This is a genomic window from Actinomycetota bacterium, from assembly GCA_040754375.1.
In the GTDB taxonomy this organism is placed as follows: domain Bacteria; phylum Actinomycetota; class Acidimicrobiia; order Acidimicrobiales; family AC-14; genus JBFMCT01.
In genome coordinates this window covers 43,248-64,286 of record JBFMCT010000013.1, presented here as the reverse complement: position 1 = coordinate 64,286, position 21,039 = coordinate 43,248, and the positions used below count along the sequence as shown (strand labels likewise).

Sequence of the window (21,039 nt, the reverse complement as noted above, 5' to 3'; positions counted from 1 at the left end):
ACGCGACCGCCGTCGGATGGGCGAAGATGGGCGCGGTGCGGGCACGCTTGCTCGGAGGCCTGGTGGTGGAGGGGTTAGCCGAGCGCGACCTCGGCAGCCGCAAGGGCCGGGCGTTGCTCAAGGTGCTGGCCGTGGCCCGGGGGGCACCGGTCAGCCGTGACCTCATCGCCGAGGTGCTGTGGGGTGACGACCAGCCCGCCCAGCCCGCCGAACAGGTGGGAGTGCTGGTGTCGCGGCTTCGGTCGGTGTTGGGTCCCGACCGGATCACCCGCACGGACGCCGGCTACGCCCTCGTCTACGACTGGCTCGACGTCGACGAGCTCTCCAACCTGTCGGCCGCGGCGGGCGCGGCACTGGCCGAGGGCCGCACGGCCGCCGCCCGGGCCACGGCCGAGGCCGCCCTCCGGCTCGTCCGCGGGCCCCTCCTGCCCGACGAGGACGGCCCCTGGGTCGAGGCCGAGCGGGCCGCGGTGGCCGCCGCCGTCTCCCACGCCCGCCAGACCGGGATCGAGGCGGCCACCGCGGCCGGCGACCACGCCGGCGCGGCCCGGTTGGCCCAGCAGGCAGTGGCCGACGACCCCTACGACGAGGCCGTGCTGCGCTCGCTGATGCGCGCCCACATGGCTGCCCGCCGCCCGGCCGCCGCCCTGGCCGCTTATGCCCGTGCCCGCCAGCGGCTGGCCGACGACCTCGGGGTGCCCCCCACAGCCGAGACCGAAGCCCTCTACGTGGCCGCCCTGGCCGCGGCCGACGGCTCAGGCCTGGGCGCGGGCATCGGCGAGGGCATCGGCGAGGGCATCGGCGAGGGCATCGGCGAGGGCATCGCCGACGGGGCCGACGGCTCAGGCCTGGGCGCGGCCGATGCCGAGGCCGCGGTTGGAGGCCGGGGCCAGCTGACCGGGGGGGGCCTCGACGAGGTGACCGACCCCTCTGGCGGCCGAGGGACCGGCGACGCCGGCCGGGGGGACCGGTCGGTCGGGGAACAGGCCGGTGCCCGGCACCCGACGGCGCCCGTCCCGACCATGGTGGGGAGGGACCGCGAGGAGGCCGTCCTCGACGACGCCCTGGACAGCGCCCGGGCGGGAGGGGTAGCGCTGGTGCTGGTCGAGGGCGAGGCCGGCATCGGCAAGACAACCCTGGTCGAGGCGTGGCTGGCCCGGGTGGGCGCCTCGGCGATCGTCCTGCGGGGCGGCTGCGACGAGCTGGGCCGCGACCTGCCCCTCCAGCCCGTGGCCGACGCCCTGTCCGACTACCTGCGCGCCCTCCCCCCCGAGGAGGCCGATGCGGTGCTCGGGGCCGAGGGGCACGTTCTGGGTCCTCTCCTGGGCCGGGCCGCGGCTACCGCGGCGGCCACGGTGGTGACCGACCCTGACGAGGGCCGGGCCCGGGTGTTCGCCGCCCTCGTCGCCGTCCTCGGACGGGTGGGAGCCGGGCGTCCGGCCGTGGTGGTCGTCGAGGACCTCCACATGGCCGGCCCGGCCACGGTCGGCTGGCTGGCCTACGCCCGCCGGCGGCTGGCGGGGACCGCGCTGGTGGTCACCACCCGGCCGGCCAGCACACCGGGACTGGCCCCCACCCACCACGTCGTGCTGGGCTCGCTGGGCCGGGACGACGTGGCTGCCCTGGTGGGGGCCGAGGAGGCCGACGCCGTCTACGCCCGCACCGGCGGCCACCCGCTGCTGGTGGCGGCCCTCGCCTCCTCGGACCCCGGGACGCTCCGCGAGACGGTGGCTGTTCGCACCGCGGGGCTGGGCCCCGAGGTGGCCACCACCTTGCGCACGGCCGCCGTGCTCGGTCCCGATTGCGACCTCGAGCTCATCGCCGAGGTGGCGGGCACCCCGGTGCTCGACGTGTTGTCCCATCTCGAGCGGGCCGCGGGGGCCGGGCTCGTGGCCGAGGACGGCACCCGCTTCCGGTTCCGCCACGAGCTGGTGCGGGAGTCGCTGGTGGCCTCGACGGGCGCGGCCCGCCGGGCCCTGGCCCACCAGCGGGGAGCGCGGGCGCTGGCTGCCCGCCCGGGGCCCGACCCGCTGGCGGTGGCCGTGCACGCCCGCGAAGGCGGCGACCGGGAGCTGGCCCAGGGGGCGTTCGTGCGGGCGGCGGCGGCGGCCGCCGCCCGGTTTGACCTCGACGCCGCCGCGGCCCACCTCGGGTCCGCCCTCGCCCTGGGCCCCAGTGCCGAGGCCCTCACCGCCCGGGCCCGGGTGCAGATGAGCCGCCTGGCCTTCGAGGCGGCCGCCGAGGACGCCCGGCGGGCGGTCGCCCTCGGTGGCGGGCCGCCCGCGCTGGAGGTGGCCGGGTGGGTGGCCTACTACCGCCGCCGCTACGAGGAGGCCCAGGCCTTCGCCGACGAGGCCGCCGCCCGCGCGACCGACGACGCCGTCCGGGTCAGCGCCCTGGCCCTGGCCGGCCGAGCCCGCCACGGGGCCGGGGACCTCGCGGGCGCGGTCGAGCACCTGGCGGGCGTCGGGGAGGGCCCGGCGTCGGTCCGGGGGGTCGCCGACGTGTGGCTGGCCCAGGCCCGCCTCCACCAGGGCCGCCCGGGGGACGCCCTGTCCGCACTCGCCCGTCCCATGGTCGACCCGGGAGCGCTGGCCCATCCGTGGGCCCCGCTGCACCTGCGGTTCAACCGGGCCATGGCCCTGGGCCAGCTCGGGAGGACGGCCGAGGGGCTCGAAGTGGCCGCCGACCTCGACGCCGCCGTGGCCGTGGCCGGGCCCGTCGGCGCCCGCTTCAAGGCGCCGGCCGCCAACGTGAAGGCCTGGCTGCTCCGGTGGTCGGGTCGCCCCGAGGAAGCCGACGAGCTCAACTACCGGGCCCTGGCGGCCACCGGCGGCACGGCACCCTCGGGCGAAGGGATGGCCGAGGGCCACTATGTCGCCCTGCTCGACCTGGCCGACGGTTGCCTCCTCGACGGCGACCTCGACGGGGCCGCCGCCCTGGTCGAACGCCTGTCGCCCCTGGGAGGGTGGTGCCTCTCGCGCCCGGCGGAGCACACCGAGGCCGCCGGCGTGGCTGTCGCCGGCACCGCTGCCACCTCTCCGAACCTCGAACTGAGGGGCCGGTCAGCTAGCGGCGCGGTAGCGCTGGTGGCCGGGTGGTCGGGGACCATGGCCTGGCACCAGCGTCACCGGCTCGGCCTGCTGCGGGCACGCCTGGCGCTGGCCGGCGGCGACCTTGCCGGGGCGGCCGCGCTGGCCGACACGGTGGCGTCCGACGCCGCCGCCCGGGGGGCGGGCCGCTACGAGCTGCTGGCGCTGGCGCTGGCTGGGCTGGCCGACCGGTCGGTCCCCGAGGGTCACCTCAGCCCCGTCGTCGAGGGGCTGGGCCGGTGCGCGGCGGCCGACGGCCTGCCCCTGGTGGCCGCCCTGGCCGCCGCTCGGGCCAACCCCCGATGGCAGGCCGAGGCCGAACGGCGGGCCGCCGCCCTGGTGGCAGCCTCTCCGGACGAGGCCCCCGCCCGCCGCCTGGTCGAGCGAGTTCTCAGCGCCGCACGCCACTGAAGACGAGCACCGACCTCACCAGCACGGGCGCCGCGCCCAGCCGGCCGGCGGCCTCGTTCGCCAGCTCGGCCCGCTCCGGGGGTGTCATGTCGGCGACGAAAGAGGCGTGCTGGGCCATGCCCAGCCTCCAGGCCACCAGCTCGGCCGGGCCCAGCTCGGGGAACCCCACCCTCACGGCCTCGACCTCGCCCTCCAAGCCGGCGGCCGCGGCCGCCGCCCGGAACCCCTCGACCGTGGCCAGGACGGGGATGGCATCGGCCCGCAGGGCGACGAACCAGGGCTGGGGCCGCCATCCCCGGGCATCGAGGGCGGCCTCGACGGCGGCCTTGACCGGATGATTGTCGTCGGCCGCGTAGGACGACGCCAGCAGCGCCCCCCCGGGCCGCGTCACCCTGGCCATCTCCCGGAGCCCGAGGGCGGGCTCGCCCAGGTGGTTGAGCGAGAACGCGGCCACCGCAGCGTCGAACGCCCCGTCCCGGAAGGGCAGGTGGCGGGCATCGCCCGTCACCGCCGGGGGCCGCCTGCGGGCATCGAGGGCCACCATCCCGAACGCCGGGTCGGCGGCCACCACCCAGCGCGCCCCGGCCGCCCGGGCGGCGCGCGACGCCGCCCCCGTGCCGGCCCCCACGTCGAGGACGCCGGCGCCGGCCAGCGCCACCGGCGACCGGGCCACGAGCACCTCGGCCAAACGGTCGTAGACGACCTCCGGCCCGGCCCGCCAGGCCCCGGCCGAGCCCGAGTAAGCGTCGACCAGGGTCGGGCCGGTGGTGGTCACAACCACCGGGCCCCGGCCCGGGCGGCCTGGCACCACCAGTCCAGCTCGTCGGGGCTGCCCAGGGCCTTCTCCCACCCGAACTGCACGGCCGCCCCCAGCAGGCACAGCCCGAGCTGGCGGTCCCACCACCCCGAGGTGCTCACGCCGTGGCGTTCCAGGGCCAGCGCGAACTGCTCGGCCACCAGCTCTTTGGGAACGGGGAGGCGGGCGCGGTCGAGGGCCAGGTGCCACGCCAGGTCGTGGGCCGGCGGGCCCTCGCCCACGTACGCCCAGTCGATGAGCACGGTACGTCCGTCGAGCGAGGTCCCGGTGTTGGACGCCTTGACGTCGCCGTGCAGCAGGCAGGACGGCGTCGCCCGCAAGGCCCGGGCCAGAGGGGTCACGTCCCGGCGCAGCTCGTCGACGGTGCCGGCCACGTCCGCAGGGGCCAACTCGGCGAAGCGAGCCCAGCCGTCGACGGCGACCCGGGGCACCCGCTCGGGCCACCCCAGCGCCCGCTCCCCCTCCAGGGCGACCGGGCTGAACCACTCCCAGCGAGCCTGGTAGGCCAGCAGCCCGGGGCCCGAGCCGGCGTCGTCGCGAAACCCCCAGGTAGCCGCGCAGAAGCCAGCCAGGTGGTCGAGGAAGCGCAGGTGCCCGGCGGCGTCGAGCACGCCGTCGCCCCGGGGCAGGAGCTCGTCGGACACGTCGCGCATCAGCAGGGCCGCCCCCAGGCCCCCGCGCCCGGTCCCCATGGCCGCCCCCACCACCGCGTGGTCGACCAGATCGGGGGCGGCGTCGAGCAGGCCCAGCGCCCACGCCCTCACGGCCCGGCACCCGAAGTCGCCCGACGCCCTCATCGTGAAGTCGTCGTCGGGGTGCACGTACTTGACCACGTGGGCCCGGCCGCCGATCCACACCCGCTCGAAGGCCGACGACGAACGGCCGTCGGGGTTGGCGAACGGCTCCCGGCGCTCGGCCCCGGCCAGCAGTTCGGCCACCGACGCGGCCAACGGGTGGGCCCCCGGAGGGATCGGCCGAGGCAAGACGGGGCCGGCGGTCATGTGCACATCGTGGCGGCCCGGCCTGCAGCCTGCCTGCACAACGGCGGCAACCGCTCCTCGGGCCAGCTCAGCCCTTGCGGCTCCGGCGCAGCCAGCCCCCGGCCTTGTCCTTGGCCTTGCTCGCCTGGTCCTTGGCCCGGTCCAGCAGGTGCTCGGCCCAGGCGAACTCGGTGGCGAGCACGGCCAGGCCGGCGATGATCGCCAGCAGTCCCGGCCCCGGGAGCACCAGCATGACCACGCCGGCCACCAGCAGGACGACGCCGACCACGAACACCGCCACCCGCTTGCCGCTGCGCGCGATTACGGCCAGCAGCTCCCGTGGTGAGTGGAGGTCCATCAGCGCGGCGCGGCCACCGGGGCGACCCTGCGCACGTGCACGTCGACGCCGTCGGGGTGTCGGGCGCCGCCGAGCGGCACCCCCACGTCGTGCGCCTTCTCGGGCATGGCCGCCATGCTCTCACAGCGAGGCGGGAACCGGCTGGCCCCAGCACACACGCCAGAGCGGCGCTCGAAATCTCGTTGCAGAGCCCTGAGGTCGTTTACGCTTGCCCCGTGGTCGCCGACCTCGTCGGTACCGGGGAGTGGCGCAGCGGTAGCGCACCTGCTTTGGGGGCAGGCGGTCGGGGGTTCAAATCCCCCCTCCCCGACCGGCTCCCACGCGGAGCCATGCGGGTGTAGCTCAGTGGTAGAGCTCCAGCCTTCCAAGCTGGCTACGCGGGTTCGATTCCCGTCACCCGCTCCAGCCGGGCGGTTCGTGAAGGACGACCGCTATGACGTGCAAGGGTCGAGAAGTCGATGTCTTCGTGGAGGATCGGGGCCCCATGTCTGAGTGCTACTGCACCGATGAGGCAGTCGATCAGCTTGCGGACGGTCTCGCCGCCGCGACGGCACGATCGATGGAGCGCGGCAGCCATCTCGTAGTCGCCAGGCTCGGTCGGCAGCGTCGTGGCCCGGGCTAGGAGCCCTCGGAGGCGACGCAGATGGGCATCGTCGCGGGCACCGGCCAACACCTCCATGCGGACTGCGTCGCAGGTGGCGAGCTCCTCGGACAACAGCCGGTCGACCTCGTTGCACACCGGCGTGCCCGTATCGCGCAGGAACTCGACCCAGGCCGAGGTGTCGACAAGGATCACGCGGAGCGGCCTTGACGCATCTCGTCGAGATCCCCCTCCCACCCTGACCCTCGCAGGGCGCGGGCGTCGTCGAGGTCGAGGGCCTCACCGGCGACGAGCCGAAGCGCGTAGTTGACCGCTTCGCGCTTCGACCGGAGGTGGTAGCGGTCCATCACCGCTCGGCACGCGTCCTCGTCGATGTCGATGTTGGTACGACTCATACACCTACCCTACACCAACGACGTGGCCCGTCCGGCGGCCACCGGGACGACGGCTCGGGGCGCGCTCCGACGTAGGCCGGGGCCCCGAACGGCGCGTCCCAGAATGTTCGGAGATCGGGTCTGGCGAGGTAGCCCCGAACGCGGCTGGTCAGGCACGAGGTGAAGCGTCTCGGCTCACGAAGGGACCAGGTCGGCGCACAACGCCGCGCGTCAACTGCGGGGACCGTCCGGAAGAGGGCGACTGCAGCCGAACTGGTCATCTCCTCACGCCGAACAGGACTCCGCCCGTCGCCCATGTGTCTTGGGGGCCAAGGGCGATGTCATGGCTCGGGTTTGAGGATGTTCTGTTCCGCCACCTCTTGCAGCATGCTCACGACCTCCTCAGCGGACAGACCGGCGGTGCGGCGCAACTCGAGGTACGTCGAGAAGCTGGTGACGAGGAGGATGAGGGCGTTCGCGTCGCTCACGCGCAGTCCTGAGCGGAGATGTCCGGCCGCTGCGAGCCGTTCGGTGAGGATGGCCACGCCGGTGGAACGGTCATCGGTCTGGCGAGTGACGAAGTCGCGGGCGGCTGTGTCGATTGCGGCGCTGCCGTAGAGCTGCTGGAACATCGGTTCGTCGCTGGCCCAGAAGCGGGTGTTGACCTCGATGATGCGGTGCAGCGACTCCCGGGGGTCCCCTGAGCCGACGAGTTCGTGCAGGGCCTGCAGTTCGGGGCTCTCGTCGAGCGTCTCACAGATGGCGTCGATGAGCGCGGCTCGCGACCGGAAGTGGAGGTAGAGGCCCGCCCGGGACAGCCCAGCTTCCTCGGCGATCTCTTCCATGCTCGCCCCCTGGAACCGGCCTTGCCGTAGCAGCGATCGAGCTGAGTCGAGGATCCGCCGGCGGGTCGCACCCGTGTCTTCGGCGGCCGACTTCCGCCGCCGAGCCGCACCGACATCACGTCTAGACATGCTGTCCACCCTACGCTACAGTCTGGTAGACATACTGACTAGACGAGTTGTCAAGGGAGGTACCAGTGATCGGCAACCTGGACGAGACCCTGCATCGCGGGCTCGAGCCGTTCGGGAGCACATTGCCCGCCCACGTCTCCGCCGGGCTCCATGAGGGCGTGGCGGCGACGATCCAGCGCGTAGAGCACGCCCATCGCTTCTTCATCGACCAGCTCGGGGTCGAGCCTCGAATCGCCGTCTTGGTCCTCGGTCCCGATGACTGGGCCCGACGCTCGAACCACCCGCTGTACGGCATGCCGAACTTCCGGGACGGCAACCTGGTGCTCGCGGGCGAACCGAACCCCTTCTGGACCGGTCTCGTCGGCCTCGCCGCCAGCGAGGTACCCGGCGGTGGGGAACTGCTGCAACGCTCCTATCCCGGGCCGGGCTCCAGCGTGGACCTGAGCCCCTTCTTCGATCTTCTCGGCGTGCACGAGCTGGCCCACATCTTCATCGCAGCCGACGGACGCGTCCCTTCCCGGCTGTGGGTTCTCGAGTTGGCCTGCAACGTGCTCCTGCACGCCTACGTGGCCCTGGAGGAGCCGGAGCACCTGCCGACGCTCGAGACCTTCCCCTCCGTCTTCGCCGCCATCGTGGCAAACCGGTTCACCCACCGCACCCTGGACGACTTCGACCGCTCCTATGCGCACGGGATGGACGGGGCGAACTACGGCTGGTTCCAGGCGAAGCTCCACGTCGCAGCCAAGAGCATCTTCGACTTCGGCGGCATGGACGTGACCTCTCGGGTGTGGGACCTGCTCGCCGGCGAACCATCGAGCCGGGACCTGACGGACACGCTCGAACATCACCTCGGTCTGCCCGCCGTGCACCTGCTGCGCGAGCTCGGCGCCGCGCAGGGGCCTGCTCGATGACTGTGAGAGAGATGAGCAACGTCACGAGGGAGGCCAGTGTGGTGATCCGGGCCGACGCCGGCCGGGTGTGGTCGATGGTCACCGATGTGACGCGGATGGGCGAATGGAGCCCGGAGACCGAGCGGGCGGAGTGGATCGACGGCGCCACCGGCCCGACGGACGGCGCCCGGTTCAAGGGCCATAACCGCAGGGGCCGGACGCGGTGGTCGACGACCTGTGAGGTCATCGAGTCGGAGCCAGGGAGGGCCTTCGCATTCGCGGTCGGCAAAGCCGTCAAGCCCGAGACGGTCTGGCGCTACCGCTTCGAGCCGGTCACCGAGGGTGTGCGGGTGACCGAGTCGTTCGAGCTGACCAAGCCGCTCGGCCTCGGCTCCCGGGTCGTCACGCGGCTCACGACTGGGGTGAAGGACCGGCCCACTGACATGGAGGAGGGCATGCGGGCGACGCTCGCCGCACTGAAGCGTTCGGCGGAGGGTGACACGAAAACGTAGCGTTTCCGTGGGTGCCGGCTCTAGGGCCCTGGGGGGGTTCCCACTCCGGCGGCGACCGCGGTCTTCAGGGCAGTTGATCCACTAACGGACGTCTACGTGCGTCGGCGTCGGGGGCTCGAAGGGACCAGTAGTTGCGCGCTGAGGGTGTCGATCACCCAGCGCTCCCACTCGTCCGGGGCCCACCCCCGGTCGACCACGAACAAGAGGTAGGAATCCTCCGTCCCCAGCGCGTAGAGCACGTCCGCCGCTCGCTGCACCGGGACGCCTCGGTTGTATCGCTCCCGCGTCACCAGAGCCTCGGCCAGCATGCGGTGCGCGGTGGAGCGGTCCCGTCGGCTCTTCTCGAGTACCTGTGCGACCTCCGGGTCGGCGGCCGCCGACCGGATGACGTCGTACAGGCGGTGCGTGCGGTCGCAGATGGTGCGGGCGCCGTGGGCCCAGATCGACAGCGCGGTGGCGGCGTCCTCCTCGGCGAGCGCAAGGGGGAAGAAGCCTCGTACGGTGAGGCTGATCGGCTCGGCGTCACCAGCGATCGCCACGTCCAGCGCGGCCGACAGGATGGCCGCTTTCGATCCGTGGCGCAGGTACAGCGTCTGCACGGACACGCCGGCCGCATTGGCGATCGCGGCCATCGTCGTGTCGACGTAGCCCTGGTTGCAGAACAGGTTGGTGGCCGCTTCCGCGATCCGGGACTCGGTCTCGGTGCTCCTCTTGCGCGCCACCCAGATTGCCCCTTGACTTCCCCTCGAAGATTAATAGAATCTCGTTAAACAATTACAATCTACCATAGGGGGAAGACATGGGGGGGCAGTTGACGGCGGTCACGGCGGTCACCGGGTATCACCACCTCGGGCTCACGGTGTGCCATCTCGATCGCAGCGAGGAGTGGTACGGGAAGGTGTTCGGCTTCCAGCGGGCCTTCGTCGAGCCGCACCAGCAGGGCAACGGCTACGCGGTGGTGATGAGCATCCCCGGCACGGCCATCTTCATGGGCCTCGACAAGCACGACGGCCACCAGGGGGAGCAGTTCGGCGAGCACCGTACCGGGCTCGACCACCTCGCCTTCGGCGTCGGCCGGCGCGAGGACCTCGATACCTGGGTCGAGCGTTTGGACGCGCTCGGCGTTGCCCACAGCAAGATCAACGACGTCACCGAGCCCTTCCCGGCGGCGACGCTGTGCTTTCGCGATCCCGACAACATCGCCCTGGAACTCGTATGGATGTAGCGACTGACCTCCCCCGACGGAGCGGCGGGCGACCGAAGACGACGTCGGAGTTCCCCCACAGCCAGCTCGACCAGCAGCCCGACGATCCGAACCCGCTGCATCTCCTCGCCGAGCGGGCCTTCGGGCTCGAGGGCGTCGTCGAGCGGCCGAGCAACGTATCGGTACCGGGGGCGCGTGCCCTGGTGCTGGCCGAGGACCGGCCAACAGGTCCTCCCGTGGCTTTCATCCGGGGCCGCGAGTTCGCGCACTTCCACCCGGGGCCGGACTGGAGCCTGCACTTGGTGCTTGCCGATTCGACGGCCGACCTCGCCATCGAGCGGGGCTGGGCCGAGCTTCACCTTGTCGCGAGAACCGAGGATTTCCCTGGGTCCGTCGTCATGGTGTACGCCCCGCGCGACGCCGCCGAAGCCGAGGTGGTTTGGGCCCTCCTGCAGGCATCACACGCGTTCGCCAGCACCGTCCGCGAACCTGAGGCTCCGCCTGATGGGAAGACGTAGCCGTTCCATGTGGAGCTCGAAGGACACCTGGTAGTTCCTGTCAGGAGCCGAAGGTGGCGGCGAGGACCGCACTCCGGCGCCCGACCGGGACCTGGCGACCGTCGTAGACCGACGTCACCTTGCTTATCAGGCCTTCTGCGTCGAGCTCGATGGCGGTGATGCCCACCAGGCCGTCGCCCGCGGTCCATTCGAACCCGCCGCCCCGGCGGCCGCCGACCACGTGGCGCAGGGCGCTGCCCCTCCCGTAGGGGACGTCGGTGAGGACGCGGGCGAGGTATGCCGACGTCTCGATACGGCCGAGGACCCGAGTGCGCAGAGTCATGTCCTCGTGGGCGACGTCGGGGTGCAGCAGGGCTGCGGCGGCCTCGGCGTCGCCGGCGGCGAACGCCGATTGCAGCGCCGCGGCTGCGGCCACCATCGCGGGGGCGGCCTGAGTGGCAACAACGTCGTCCTTCAGGTCGGCGGGGAACCCATCGGCTGGGGTGCGCATCTGGGCGTAGAGGTCGGGGTCGAAGGGCGTGGCGTCCCAGTAGTCGACCCAGCGGACGATCTTGCCGTCCAAGAAGTCGACGGCGGCGAGGATGCGCAGCTCGCCGCCGAAGAGCTCGGGTGTGTCGACCATGTGGATGAGCGCGCTGTGCTCGTTGGAGAAGATGCCGGTGGAGTACGAGCGGGCCGGCGGGCCCCAGTTGGGCATGTACTGCTCGAAGATCGCATGAAGCGCCTCGAAGGTGCCGATGTCCCAGCCGAGGGTGGCGTCGGTGTAGGTAACGAGGTCGGGGGAGAAGAAGGACATCGTGCCGGCGACATCGCAAGCCGTCTTGGTCCGGAAGAAGTCCTCGATCGTCTCAGCCAGGGGTGACTCGACGAGGTTCGGGGCAGTGGTCATGGTTGGTTCCTTTTCAGCGGTCTTGGGCTTCAGATGGCCCACGGCCACCTGAACGGTGTTGGCGATCGTGTCGGGGATGCGCTCGCCGGCAGGCGCAGTCCTCGTGCGGCCGCGCAGGCGGGCGGGCGGGCAGGTCGATGCCGCCTTCTGTCCTACGGTGGTTCCGCCCCAGCAACAGGGGCCGAGCGTGGCACCGAGCCCGACGGCGAACGTTCATGTCGGGCTTGCCCTCCTGCCGGTTGCTCGCAGGGTTCGTATCGTCGTGCATCACGTGCCTCCTGTCGTCCGTGCCAGCACGGATGCCGGTCGGGGAGCTTCACGAGCGCAGGGGGGCTTGCCCGAGAACGTGGTGGGTGGGCGGCCGTCCGACCGGTGCGGACCGGGCCGTGGACCTAGCCCTCCGCCGGCGCCACCGTCTGCGGGAGCGTGGGCGCTTGACTATCGACCGATTCCCCAGGGTCGCCGTTTGCCCGCTGGTCCCGATCGGCTGGCTCGATACGGCATCATTTCTCGGTGAGCCCGTTGCGCGTCATGCTCGTCGACGACGCGCGCCTCGTGCGTGCCGGCATAGCCAGACTGCTGGCCGATGAGGGCGCCCACGTCGTCGCTGAGCTCTCGGACGCCAGCGGTTTGCTGCCCGCGGTGCGAGCCGACCAGCCCGACGCCGTCATCATCGACGTCCGCATGCCGCCGACGAACACGACCGAAGGGTTGCAGGCCGCCGTCGAGCTGAAGGGCGAGCGCCCCGACATCGGCGTACTCGTGCTCTCCCAGCACATCGAGACCCGCCATGCCGTCGAGCTGCTCACCAGTGGGCGGGCTGGGGTGGGCTACATGCTGAAGGAACGCATCGCCCGCCCGGCGGAGCTCGTTGATGCCGTCCGCCGAGTCGTCGCCGGGGGGACGGCCATCGATCCCGAGGTGGTTCGCATCGTCTTCCAGACACCCCGGCGTGCCGACCCCATGGCAACGCTGACCGCCACGGAGCGCGACGTGCTCGGGCTCGTGGCCGAGGGGCACTCCAACGACCGGATCGCCGAGCAGCTCGTGGTGACGGCCCGAACCGTGGAGACCAATATCAGCCGCATCTTTACCAAGCTCGGCCTCGATGCTGACCCGGCGACCCACCGTCGGGCCCTCGCCGTGCTCGCCCACCTCCGCGTGAGGACGTGGCCGTCGACCATCCATGCCGGCACTGACGCGTTCTGACAGGAGGGGCGACGGCACAGCCTCGGCGCGGCTCGCACGACGGCTCGCACGGTGGTCCCCCTCTCGTTGTCCCCGGCTCCATGCGGTTCTACGTCCGAGCGGCCAGAATGGCTGCATGCCGCTCGGAACGGTCGCAGGCCGGGTCCCGGCGAGCCCCTACCACCCGCGCCGCCCGTCGTGAGCCTCGGGGCAGGTGGCGCCGGCGAAACGGTGCGTGACACGCTCAGGCGGGCGCTTGGCGACCAGGAGCTCGACATCGTCTACTCCCGAGTCGGGACCGGTGGCTGGATCGACGAGCTCGGCGAGGTTGCGACCACTGCAATCGACGGCCGAGCGTTCACCCCCATTGCCCGTGGCGGGAAGCCGGTCGCCGGCCTGATCCACGATCGCGCCCTGCTGGATGACCCCGACCGGCTCAAGGCGGTCACCGAGGCAGCGTCGCTGGCCATCGACAACGAGCGGCTCAAGGCCCAGCTCCTGGCCCAGCTCGCCGAGGTTCAGGCATCCCGGGCCCGAATCGTCGACGCAGGTGACCGTGAGCTTCGGCGCGTGGAACGCAACATCCACGACGGCGCCCAACAGCGTCTGGTCGGACTGGCCCTGATGCTCCGCCTGGCCAGCCGCGAGGTCGCAGGGGACGCGATCATGACCGAGCTCATCGCCGACGCGACGAGAGAACTCGACGATGCGCTGACCGAGCTCCGTGAACTGGCCCGGGGGATCCACCCGGCGATCGTCGACGAGGCCGGCCTCGCGGGTGCGCTGGAAACCCTCGCCGAGCGGCCGGGCGTCCCGGTCGAGCTTCACCTTGATGTTCGGGAGCGACTGCCACAACCGGTCGAGGTGGCCGCCTACTACCTCGTCGCCGAGGCCCTCACCAACGTCAATAAGCACGCCGGGGCCCGCCAAGCGACGGTGCGGGCAACCGTCGCCGACGGAGCCCTGCATATGGCGGTGTCCGACGACGGCTCGGGCGGCGCCAGTGCAATTCCCGGTTCAGGACTTGAAGGTCTCGCCGACCGTGTCACCGCCCTCGGGGGTGAGTTGGTGATCGACAGCGAACCGGGACGGGGGACGACCGTGTCCGCCGACATCCCCCTCGCCGAGCCTGCGGACGTCGACGTCGAGCGACGGCGGCTGACCGCCCTGAAGTGGATCGGTTGGGAGAACTGGGAAGCGCCCGGAGAGCTGTACGAGCAGATCACCGAGGAGGACAACGCTTTGGACGCGAAGGCGATCCTCCTCTGCGCCGGCGGGAACGGCCACCTCACGGCCCGCCAGCGGGAGTGGCTCATCGGCTACCACACCGCGGCTGGCAGTTCAGACCGCGTCATCGCGCTGATCAAGACCTACGACGACGCTGACACGCTCGAAGACCTCATGGAGCTCCCCGGCATGTCGATGATCTGCCGAGGGACGGTGTACGAGACGCTTCGCGCGTGCTCGTCCGATGGTCCTCTCACACCCGAGGAACTCGATCGGGTGCAGCGGGGAGCCGACGCCATGGGCGTTCCCTACGGGACGTTCGCCGAGCTGCGCGACATCGTCATTGCCGAGAACGCCCTTCGGAACCGCAGGTACCAGCTAATCGTCGCCCCCGTGCTGGCCGGCAACCTCGACGCCACGTCGGGCGCCGGGCTACCCGTTCGGGCCATGTCGAGCACCGGGTTGTCCGCGAAGTCGGCGCACCGTAAGCGTCGGCTTGGCGTCACCCGCTCGGGCCTGCTCGGGTGGCGGCTTGGCCCAGAGGGGCGTCCTCGTTGAACACGAGCCCCTTCTCGAGATGGACGATCGTGCCCGCCTCGGGCTTGGAGACGAAGCGCACGTCGTCGACCAGGGCCTGCATGAGCAGGATGCCCCGGCCCTCCTCGGCCGACGAATCCGCCCCGGCGCCATCGGTCAGCGACCGCCAGTCGAACCCCCGGCCGGTGTCGACCACCCGGATCACGCACTTGGTGGCGTCGATCGTCACCCTGACCTCGTACCTGTCGCCCGGCCCCGAGTGCTTGACCACGTTGGCGCATGCCTCGGTCTGGGCGACGGCAATGTCCTCGATGCAGTCGGTTACCACGCCCACCTCCCGCATGGCGCCCTGGATGATGTGACGGCAGACCGAGATGGTCTGTTCTTCTCTCGGCAACATCAGCGAAAGCGCGATCTGCATACCGCTCCCTCCCCGCCTGTCTGCCCGGCGTTCGCCCCGCCCCTCGGCGGCGGCCGCCGGGCCCCGATGTGGTCGCTCCATGCTGGGCCCGTGCCAGTCTCTCGGCTCCTTTGGTTGGTACCCGGCACGCCGGGCCCTCAACCGGCCGGGCAGGGGCCGGTACTGTCCCGCCGGTGAGCGCCCCCAGCCTCGGCCGTTCGGCGGCCGTGATGGCCGTCGGGACGACCGTGTCGCGGGTCACCGGGTTGGGCCGCCTGGTAGCGGCTGCCTACGCCCTGGGCGTGAGCGAGTCGCGGCTGGCCGACACCTACAACATCGCCAACACCATGCCCAACGTGATCTACGAGCTGGTGCTGGGAGGCGTGCTCACCTCGGTGTTCATCCCCGTGGTCGTCGAGGAGTTGCGGACCAAGGACAAGGACAAGGCCTGGGAGGCTGTGTCCGCCCTCGTGACCACCGCCCTCACCGTGCTGACGGCCCTCACATTGGTGGCGGTGGTGGCCGCCCCGTGGATCATCCGTCTCTTCACCCTGCGCCTTTCGGGCCCTGAAGCGGCCGAGCAGCAGGAACTGGCCACCTTCTTCCTGCGCGTCTTCGCTCCCCAGATCCTGCTCTACGGCTACGCCGCCATCTCCGCCGGCTTGCTCAACGCCCACGGCCGCTTCGCCGTGCCCATGTTCGTCCCCATCCTCAACAACATGGTCGTCATCGCCATGTTCCTGGGCTTCGCGGCCCTGGTCAGCGGCGTCCCGACGGTGGCCAGCGTCGACGCCGACCTCGGCCAGAAGCTGCTGCTGGCCGGGGGGACGACGGCCGGGGTGGCGGCCATGGCCCTGGCCAACTGGCCGTTCCTCAGGCAGCTCCCTGGCCGCCTGCGGCCCGTCCTGGCCTTCAGGCACCCGGCCGTGCGCAAGCTGGGCCGCCTCTCGGCCTGGACCTTCGGCTACGTCGTCAGCAACCAGGTCGCCTTCGCCATCGCCCTGGTGCTGGCCAACGGCGTGCAGGGCGGCCCCACGGCCTACTTCACCGCCTTCGCCTTCTTCCAGCTCCCCTACGGGATCGCGGCCGTCTCGATCATGACCGCCCTGGTCCCCACCTTGTCGGCCCAGGCCGTCGACGGTGACGACGACGGGTTCCGGGCCCGGACGGCGGGTGGGATCCGGGCGATGGCGCTCATCATGGTCCCGGCCACGGCCGCCTTCGTGGTCCTGTCGCGGCCCTTGATCCAGACCATGCTCGAACGGGGCGTGATGCAGCCCGAGAGCAGCCGGCTGGTGGCCTCGGTCCTCGACATGCTGGCCCTGGGGATGCTCCCGTTCTCGGTCTTCCTGCTCCTCGTACGGGCCTTCTACGCCCGCCAGGACGCCCGGACCCCGCTGTACTGCAACCTGGTCAGCAACGGCGCCTACCTCGCCTTCTCGTTCGCCCTCTTCCCGTTCATGGAGGTGGCCGGCCTGGGCCTGTCCCACACCCTGTGCTACGTGGTGGCTGCGGGCATGGCGGCGTGGCTGCTGGCCAGGCGTATCGGCGGCTTGGAGGGGCGCCACACGGCCCGGGAGCTGGCCAAGGTGACGGCTGCCTCTCTCGCCTCCGCGGCCGTGATGGTGGTGGTCGTCGAGCTGGTGGCCGCGGCCATTGGACCGGGCACCACCCGCGCCCTGGTGCAGCTCCTGGCCGGCGGGGCCTCGGGGGCGGTGGCCTTCCTGATGGCGGCCAGGGCTCTGCGGGTGGAGGACCTGGCCTTGTTCCGCCAGCTCCTCCCCCGCCGGGGCCAGGGCGCGCCCGGGGAACCCTCGCTACCCTGACGCCATGGTCACGGCGGAGGCGGGCCCAAGCTGGAGGGCAGTGAGGTGAGCACCAAGTGAGGACCACAGGCCGTCGCTGGGCCGTCGTGGCCGTGGCCGTGGCCATCTCGCTGGTGGGCACGTCGGGGGTGGCGGCGGCCTGGGCCACCAACTACGACCGGCGCCACCAGGGCCACCTGCCGCCTTCGACAGTCATCGGGGGCGTGGAAGTGGGCGGCATGTCCATCGAGCAGGCCGCCGACCGGGTGAGGGCCGAGCTGGAGGACCCCCTGCGCCGCCCCCTGCGCCTGGTGGCGGGCGGGACCGAGGTGACCACCACCGCGTGGGACCTCGGGCTGCGCGTCGACGTTGTCGCGGCCGTGGCCAAGGCGGCTGAAGGCACCGGCGGCAGCCTGTTGACCAGGGTCTGGCGACGGGCGGCCGCACCCTCGCCGGTGCTCGTCGAGGCCCGGCCCACCTGGCAGCACGAGGTGCTCGATGCCGCCCTCGAGGCCGTGGCCGGCCAGGTGCGGGTCGACCCCACCGAGGTCGAGCTCGACTCCTCGTCGGGCTGGCTGCGCACGGTGGGGGCCAGGCCCGGGGTGGAGCTCGACGTGGAACGGTCCCGCCGAGCCGTGCTCGACGGGCTGCTGCCGGGCGACGAGTCGTTGCGGCTCGTGACCCGCAGGGTGGAGCCCTCGGCCGACGACCGGGGCCACCAGGCCATCCTGGTGAGGACCGGGGAGAACCGCCTCTACCTCTACCGCAACGGCACGATCGTGAGGGACTGGCCGGTGGCCACCGGCAAGCCCGGGCACGAGACCCCGGCCGGCCATTGGCGCATCGTGGACAAGATCGTCAACCCCACCTGGTACAACCCCGGCAGCGCCTGGGCCCGGGGCATGCCGGCTCGCATCGGCCCCGGTCCCAACAACCCCCTGGGCACCCACGCCCTCCAGCTCGACGCCCCCTTGATCCTCATCCACGGCACACCCGACCGGGCCTCGATCGGGTACAACGCCTCCCACGGCTGCGTGCGCATGCTGGCCGAGGACGAGCTCGAGCTGTTCGAGATGGTCTCCGTAGGCACCCCGGTGGTCATCGTGCACGCCGGCCAGGCCCAGGCCCGCACCGACAACCCGGTCACCGCCACCGCCGAGCAGGCCGCCGCCGTGCAGTTCTGAACCTGTCGAATAGACGCAGATGCCCAGCTGCCGTGCGGAGCACGTGGAGTTCACCAGCGCTTCGACCCACCGGCTTCTTCATCGGTGCCCACGCGGCGGTGGCCGAGCGCGACCGGCGACGTGTCAGGCGGCTGCCGGTTGCTCCCTCGAGCCGGCGAGAGCCGGCTCGAGGGCGATGTCGAGGACCTGGCGGACGTCGTCGACGAGGTGGAAGGTCATCTGGGCCCGGACGGCCTCGGGCACGTCGTCGAGGTCAGCCCCGTTGCGACTGGGCAGGATGACCTCGCGCAGGCCGGACCGGTGGGCGGCCAGCACCTTCTGCTTGACGCCGCCGATAGCCAGCACCCGGCCCTGGAGGGTGACCTCACCGGTCATGCCCACCGTGGGGCGCACGGGCCGGCCCGTGACCAGGCTGGCCAGTGCAGTGGTCATCGTCACGCCCGCCGAAGGGCCGTCCTTGGGCACCGCGCCCGCGGGCACGTGAAGGTGGAAGCGTGACGGGCCGTCCCCCGCGCCCAGGTCGGCCGACCGGGAGCGCACCCACGACAGGGCGATCTCGGCCGACTCCTTCATGACCTCCCCCAGCTGGCCGGTCAACACCAGGCGAGGGCCCTCGCCCCCAGGCAGGCCGGTGGCCTCGATGAACAGCACGTCGCCGCCCACGCCCGTGACCGCCAGGCCGGTGGCCACGCCCGGGACGGCCGTGCGCTCGGCCGCCTCGAAGAAGTGGCGGGGGCGGCCCAGGTAAGCGGCCACGTCGTCGGCCCCCACGGTCACCGGCACGGCCTCGTCGCCGGAAGCCACCTTGGTGGCCACCTTACGCAGGAGCTTGCCCAGCTCCCGTTCGAGGTTGCGCACCCCGGCCTCTCGGGTGTAGTCGGCCGTGATGCGCCGGAAGGCGTCGTCGGAGACCACGCACTCCTCGGCCCCCAAGCCGTTGCGTTCGAGCTGGCGGGCCATCAGGTGGTCGCGGGCGATGGCCACCTTCTCGTCCTCGGTGTAGCCGTCGAGGGCGATGACCTCCATGCGGTCCAGCAAAGGGCCGGGGATGGTCTCGACCACGTTGGCGGTGGCGATGAACAGCACCTCGGACAGGTCGAGGTCGACTTCGAGGTAGTGGTCGCGGAACGTGTGGTTCTGGGCCGGGTCGAGGACCTCCAGCAAGGCCGAGGAGGGGTCGCCCCTCCAGTCCGAACCCAGCTTGTCGACCTCGTCGAGCAGGAACACGGGGTTCATGGTGCCCGCCTCCTGCAACGCCCGGACGACCCGACCGGGCTGGGCGCCGACGTAGGTGCGCCGGTGGCCCCTCACCTCGGCCTCGTCCCGCACGCCTCCGAGGGCGACCCGGACGAACTTGCGGCCCAGGGCGCGGGCCACCGATTCGCCCAGCGAGGTCTTGCCCACCCCGGGCGGGCCCACCAGGGCCACGATCGCCCCTGAGCCCCGTCCGCTGACCGCCGGCAGGCCGCGGTCGGCCCGCAGCTTGCGAACGGCCAGGTACTCCACGATCCGGTCCTTGACGTCCTCCAGGCCGGTGTGGTCGGCGTCGAGCACGGTACGGGCCTCGGCCACGTCGAGCCGGTCCTCGGACCGTTCGCCCCACGGCACCTCCAAGACGGTGTCGAGCCACGTCCTGATCCAGCCGTGCTCGGGGCTCTGCTCGCTGGTGCGCTCGAGCCGCCCGATCTCCCGCTCGACCGACGCCCTCACGTCGTCGGGCGCGCCCGACTCGGAGAGCCGGCGGCGGTACTCCTCGACCGCCCCCTCACCGTCGTCGCCTTCACCCAGCTCCTTGCGGATGGCGGCCATCTGCTGGCGCAGCAGGAACTCCCGCTGGGTCTTCTCCATGCCCTCGGTCACGTCCTGGTGGATCCGGGCCTTGAGGGCGAGATCGGCCAGCACGCCGTTGGCCCAGGCCAGCACCTTCTCCAGGCGCTCCTCGACGTCGACGGTCTCCAGCAGCTCGACCTTCTGCTCGAGGGTCAGGTCGGGCGAGTAGCCGGCCGTGTCGGCCATGGCCCCGGGTTCGTTGATGCCTCGGAACAGCTCGGACATGTGGCCCGCGCCCCGCTCGTCGAGGATGTTCTCGACCACGGCGCGGTACTCCCGGGCCAGGTCGGAGGCCCGCTGGCTGGCCGGCCCGGGGCGGACGGGCTCGACTTCGACCCACGTGGCCGGCCCGGCCGACAGCCCGGGGACGCCCACGCCGATGACACCCCGCTCGATGCCCCGCACGACCACGACCTTGGTGCCGTTGGGCAGGTCGCCCCGGTCCTCGATCTTGGCGATCGTGCCCACCCGGGCGAACCGGTCGTCGATGCGGGGGACCATCACGATGCGGCCCTCGGAGCCGTCCGAGGCCCCCACCGCGGCCCGGGCCTCGGGGCTCTCCAGGGCGATGGTGACGACCATGCCCGGGAGCACCACGCCGGTCGCCAGTGGCAGCAGGGGCAGCGTCTGCGTCTTCAGGTCAGGCATGTGTTCCTCACGTCCGGTAAGCGGTACACACCGACAACGCCGGGCACCGGTACGCGATTCCCGGTCGCAGCCGCCCCGTACCCGCCGCCGGCGAGGCACACTGTCCAGATGGCTCTACGCGTCAAGGACCGGGTCGAGGCGGCCGACGACACACTCCGAGGTGTGCCGGCCGGCACCCCGGGCACGATCGTGGGCCAGTCAGGCCTGTCGTGGCTGCGCTATCGCGTCAACTTCGACAACGGCCGCGAGATCAACCTGGTCGACGCCCGCCGCCTACGCCCACTGGAGCTGCAGACCTAACCAAGAGCTCGTAAAGGTTCGCCTTGCGGTTCCGCTCGAACTCTGCGATTAAGCGCCAGGCGGCGCAGGGTGTCATTCCCATCTTGATCTCCTGCGCCTGAGAAGGGCGGCTGACACCCAGCTGCCGGTGAGGGTGATCCAGAGCACGAGGGCCGGGTAGTTGAGATTCTGCGCTCCGAGAACCCACCCTAGGATAAGGACGGCGACGCCCACTCCGACGAACCCTTGTACGGCGGTGATCGTGTACCTGCAATCCCAGGCATGAACGCCGACTCGCCCACAATGCCGACACGCGTCCTT

The 21,039-nt window shown here is 71.9% G+C and carries 20 protein-coding genes and 2 tRNA genes; 12 read left to right on the top strand and 10 right to left on the bottom strand.

Going from position 1 to position 21,039, the window contains the following annotated elements; genetic code table 11:
- Window positions 1–35: 35 nt before the first annotated feature.
- Window positions 36–3,503, top strand: coding sequence for a BTAD domain-containing putative transcriptional regulator (locus AB1673_07900; GenBank protein MEW6153895.1), 3,468 nt, complete (start codon window positions 36–38; stop codon window positions 3,501–3,503).
- Here AB1673_07900 and AB1673_07895 read toward each other — a convergent pair.
- The 3 genes from AB1673_07895 to AB1673_07885 all read right to left on the bottom strand — a co-directional run bounded on the left by AB1673_07895 (window position 3,484) and on the right by AB1673_07885 (window position 5,658).
- Entirely contained in the window at window positions 3,484–4,284 is an 801-nt protein-coding gene (locus tag AB1673_07895; GenBank protein MEW6153894.1) for a class I SAM-dependent methyltransferase, read from the bottom strand. The genes AB1673_07900 and AB1673_07895 overlap by 20 nt on opposite strands.
- Window positions 4,275–5,321 (bottom strand): phosphotransferase, encoded by a 1,047-nt coding sequence (locus AB1673_07890; GenBank protein MEW6153893.1) that lies wholly within the window; start codon window positions 5,319–5,321, stop codon window positions 4,275–4,277. Before AB1673_07890 ends, AB1673_07895 begins: the two co-directional genes overlap by 10 nt.
- 67 nt (window positions 5,322–5,388) lie before the next feature.
- The gene (locus tag AB1673_07885) at window positions 5,389–5,658 is read right to left on the bottom strand and encodes a PGPGW domain-containing protein (GenBank protein ID MEW6153892.1); all 270 of its coding nucleotides are present in this window, start codon (window positions 5,656–5,658) and stop codon (window positions 5,389–5,391) included.
- Between the two features lie 238 nt (window positions 5,659–5,896).
- Here AB1673_07885 and AB1673_07880 point away from each other — a divergent pair.
- Together AB1673_07880 and AB1673_07875 are read left to right on the top strand one after the other, a co-directional pair.
- Window positions 5,897–5,968, top strand: a tRNA-Pro gene (locus AB1673_07880).
- 21 nt (window positions 5,969–5,989) lie between these two features.
- Window positions 5,990–6,063, top strand: a tRNA-Gly gene (locus AB1673_07875).
- Here the strand turns inward: AB1673_07875 and AB1673_07870 are convergent.
- From AB1673_07870 to AB1673_07860, 3 genes are all read right to left on the bottom strand, one after another.
- The gene (locus AB1673_07870) at window positions 6,032–6,454 is read right to left on the bottom strand and encodes a PIN domain nuclease (protein ID MEW6153891.1); all 423 of its coding nucleotides are present in this window, start codon (window positions 6,452–6,454) and stop codon (window positions 6,032–6,034) included. The genes AB1673_07875 and AB1673_07870 overlap by 32 nt on opposite strands.
- Window positions 6,451–6,654: a type II toxin-antitoxin system VapB family antitoxin gene (locus AB1673_07865; GenBank protein ID MEW6153890.1), complete on the bottom strand. Its 204-nt coding sequence runs from the start codon at window positions 6,652–6,654 to the stop codon at window positions 6,451–6,453. The genes AB1673_07870 and AB1673_07865 overlap by 4 nt, the downstream gene beginning before the upstream one ends.
- A gap of 320 nt (window positions 6,655–6,974) precedes the next feature.
- On the bottom strand, window positions 6,975–7,607 hold the full coding sequence (locus AB1673_07860; GenBank protein MEW6153889.1) for a TetR/AcrR family transcriptional regulator: 633 nt from the start codon (window positions 7,605–7,607) through the stop codon (window positions 6,975–6,977).
- A 65-nt stretch (window positions 7,608–7,672) separates the two neighbouring features.
- Here AB1673_07860 and AB1673_07855 point away from each other — a divergent pair, with 65 nt between their 5' ends.
- Together AB1673_07855 and AB1673_07850 are read left to right on the top strand one after the other, a co-directional pair.
- The gene (locus AB1673_07855; protein ID MEW6153888.1) at window positions 7,673–8,518 is read left to right on the top strand and encodes a hypothetical protein; all 846 of its coding nucleotides are present in this window, start codon (window positions 7,673–7,675) and stop codon (window positions 8,516–8,518) included.
- Between the two features lie 41 nt (window positions 8,519–8,559).
- Window positions 8,560–9,009: an SRPBCC family protein gene (locus AB1673_07850; protein MEW6153887.1), complete on the top strand. Its 450-nt coding sequence runs from the start codon at window positions 8,560–8,562 to the stop codon at window positions 9,007–9,009.
- Between the two features lie 92 nt (window positions 9,010–9,101).
- Here AB1673_07850 and AB1673_07845 read toward each other — a convergent pair whose 3' ends face one another.
- Entirely contained in the window at window positions 9,102–9,731 is a 630-nt protein-coding gene (locus AB1673_07845) for a TetR/AcrR family transcriptional regulator (GenBank protein MEW6153886.1), read from the bottom strand.
- 77 nt (window positions 9,732–9,808) lie between these two features.
- Here AB1673_07845 and AB1673_07840 point away from each other — a divergent pair, with 77 nt between their 5' ends.
- Both AB1673_07840 and AB1673_07835 read left to right on the top strand, forming a co-directional pair.
- Complete coding sequence (locus AB1673_07840; protein ID MEW6153885.1) at window positions 9,809–10,234, top strand: VOC family protein; 426 nt, start codon at window positions 9,809–9,811, stop codon at window positions 10,232–10,234.
- Window positions 10,225–10,731 (top strand): phospholipase, encoded by a 507-nt coding sequence (locus AB1673_07835; GenBank protein MEW6153884.1) that lies wholly within the window; start codon window positions 10,225–10,227, stop codon window positions 10,729–10,731. Before AB1673_07840 ends, AB1673_07835 begins: the two co-directional genes overlap by 10 nt.
- A gap of 40 nt (window positions 10,732–10,771) precedes the next feature.
- Here AB1673_07835 and AB1673_07830 read toward each other — a convergent pair whose 3' ends face one another.
- Window positions 10,772–11,620, bottom strand: a complete 849-nt coding sequence (locus AB1673_07830; GenBank protein MEW6153883.1) for a hypothetical protein — start codon at window positions 11,618–11,620, stop codon at window positions 10,772–10,774.
- Between the two features lie 531 nt (window positions 11,621–12,151).
- Here AB1673_07830 and AB1673_07825 point away from each other — a divergent pair.
- The gene (locus tag AB1673_07825) at window positions 12,152–12,829 is read left to right on the top strand and encodes a response regulator transcription factor (protein MEW6153882.1); all 678 of its coding nucleotides are present in this window, start codon (window positions 12,152–12,154) and stop codon (window positions 12,827–12,829) included.
- Between the two features lie 177 nt (window positions 12,830–13,006).
- Complete coding sequence (locus AB1673_07820; protein ID MEW6153881.1) at window positions 13,007–14,593, top strand: ATP-binding protein; 1,587 nt, start codon at window positions 13,007–13,009, stop codon at window positions 14,591–14,593.
- Here the strand turns inward: AB1673_07820 and AB1673_07815 are convergent.
- Window positions 14,538–14,993: an ATP-binding protein gene (locus AB1673_07815; GenBank protein MEW6153880.1), complete on the bottom strand. Its 456-nt coding sequence runs from the start codon at window positions 14,991–14,993 to the stop codon at window positions 14,538–14,540. The genes AB1673_07820 and AB1673_07815 overlap by 56 nt on opposite strands.
- A gap of 173 nt (window positions 14,994–15,166) precedes the next feature.
- Between AB1673_07815 and murJ the strand changes: the two genes are divergently transcribed.
- On the top strand, window positions 15,167–16,798 hold the full coding sequence (gene murJ / locus AB1673_07810) for a murein biosynthesis integral membrane protein MurJ (protein ID MEW6153879.1): 1,632 nt from the start codon (window positions 15,167–15,169) through the stop codon (window positions 16,796–16,798).
- A 56-nt stretch (window positions 16,799–16,854) separates the two neighbouring features.
- Window positions 16,855–17,961 carry a L,D-transpeptidase family protein gene (locus tag AB1673_07805; protein ID MEW6153878.1) on the top strand — a complete coding sequence of 369 codons (1,107 nt, stop codon included), beginning with the start codon at window positions 16,855–16,857 and terminating at the stop codon, window positions 17,959–17,961.
- A gap of 123 nt (window positions 17,962–18,084) precedes the next feature.
- Here AB1673_07805 and lon read toward each other — a convergent pair whose 3' ends face one another.
- Window positions 18,085–20,439: an endopeptidase La gene (gene lon, locus AB1673_07800; protein MEW6153877.1), complete on the bottom strand. Its 2,355-nt coding sequence runs from the start codon at window positions 20,437–20,439 to the stop codon at window positions 18,085–18,087.
- 108 nt (window positions 20,440–20,547) lie between these two features.
- Between lon and AB1673_07795 the strand changes: the two genes are divergently transcribed.
- Complete coding sequence (locus AB1673_07795; protein MEW6153876.1) at window positions 20,548–20,739, top strand: hypothetical protein; 192 nt, start codon at window positions 20,548–20,550, stop codon at window positions 20,737–20,739.
- Window positions 20,740–21,039: the final 300 nt, after the last annotated feature.

Coding starts and splice junctions, on each gene's coding strand:
- AB1673_07815 (MEW6153880.1), bottom strand. CDS start 14,993: ATGCAGATCGCGCTTTCGCTGATGTTGCCGAGAGAAGAACAGACCATC.
- AB1673_07890 (MEW6153893.1), bottom strand. CDS start 5,321: ATGACCGCCGGCCCCGTCTTGCCTCGGCCGATCCCTCCGGGGGCCCAC.
- AB1673_07830 (MEW6153883.1), bottom strand. CDS start 11,620: ATGACCACTGCCCCGAACCTCGTCGAGTCACCCCTGGCTGAGACGATC.
- AB1673_07825 (MEW6153882.1), top strand. CDS start 12,152: ATGCTCGTCGACGACGCGCGCCTCGTGCGTGCCGGCATAGCCAGACTG.
- AB1673_07795 (MEW6153876.1), top strand. CDS start 20,548: ATGGCTCTACGCGTCAAGGACCGGGTCGAGGCGGCCGACGACACACTC.
- lon (MEW6153877.1), bottom strand. CDS start 20,439: ATGCCTGACCTGAAGACGCAGACGCTGCCCCTGCTGCCACTGGCGACC.
- AB1673_07840 (MEW6153885.1), top strand. CDS start 9,809: ATGGGGGGGCAGTTGACGGCGGTCACGGCGGTCACCGGGTATCACCAC.
- AB1673_07860 (MEW6153889.1), bottom strand. CDS start 7,607: ATGTCTAGACGTGATGTCGGTGCGGCTCGGCGGCGGAAGTCGGCCGCC.
- AB1673_07885 (MEW6153892.1), bottom strand. CDS start 5,658: ATGGACCTCCACTCACCACGGGAGCTGCTGGCCGTAATCGCGCGCAGC.
- AB1673_07835 (MEW6153884.1), top strand. CDS start 10,225: ATGGATGTAGCGACTGACCTCCCCCGACGGAGCGGCGGGCGACCGAAG.
- AB1673_07865 (MEW6153890.1), bottom strand. CDS start 6,654: ATGAGTCGTACCAACATCGACATCGACGAGGACGCGTGCCGAGCGGTG.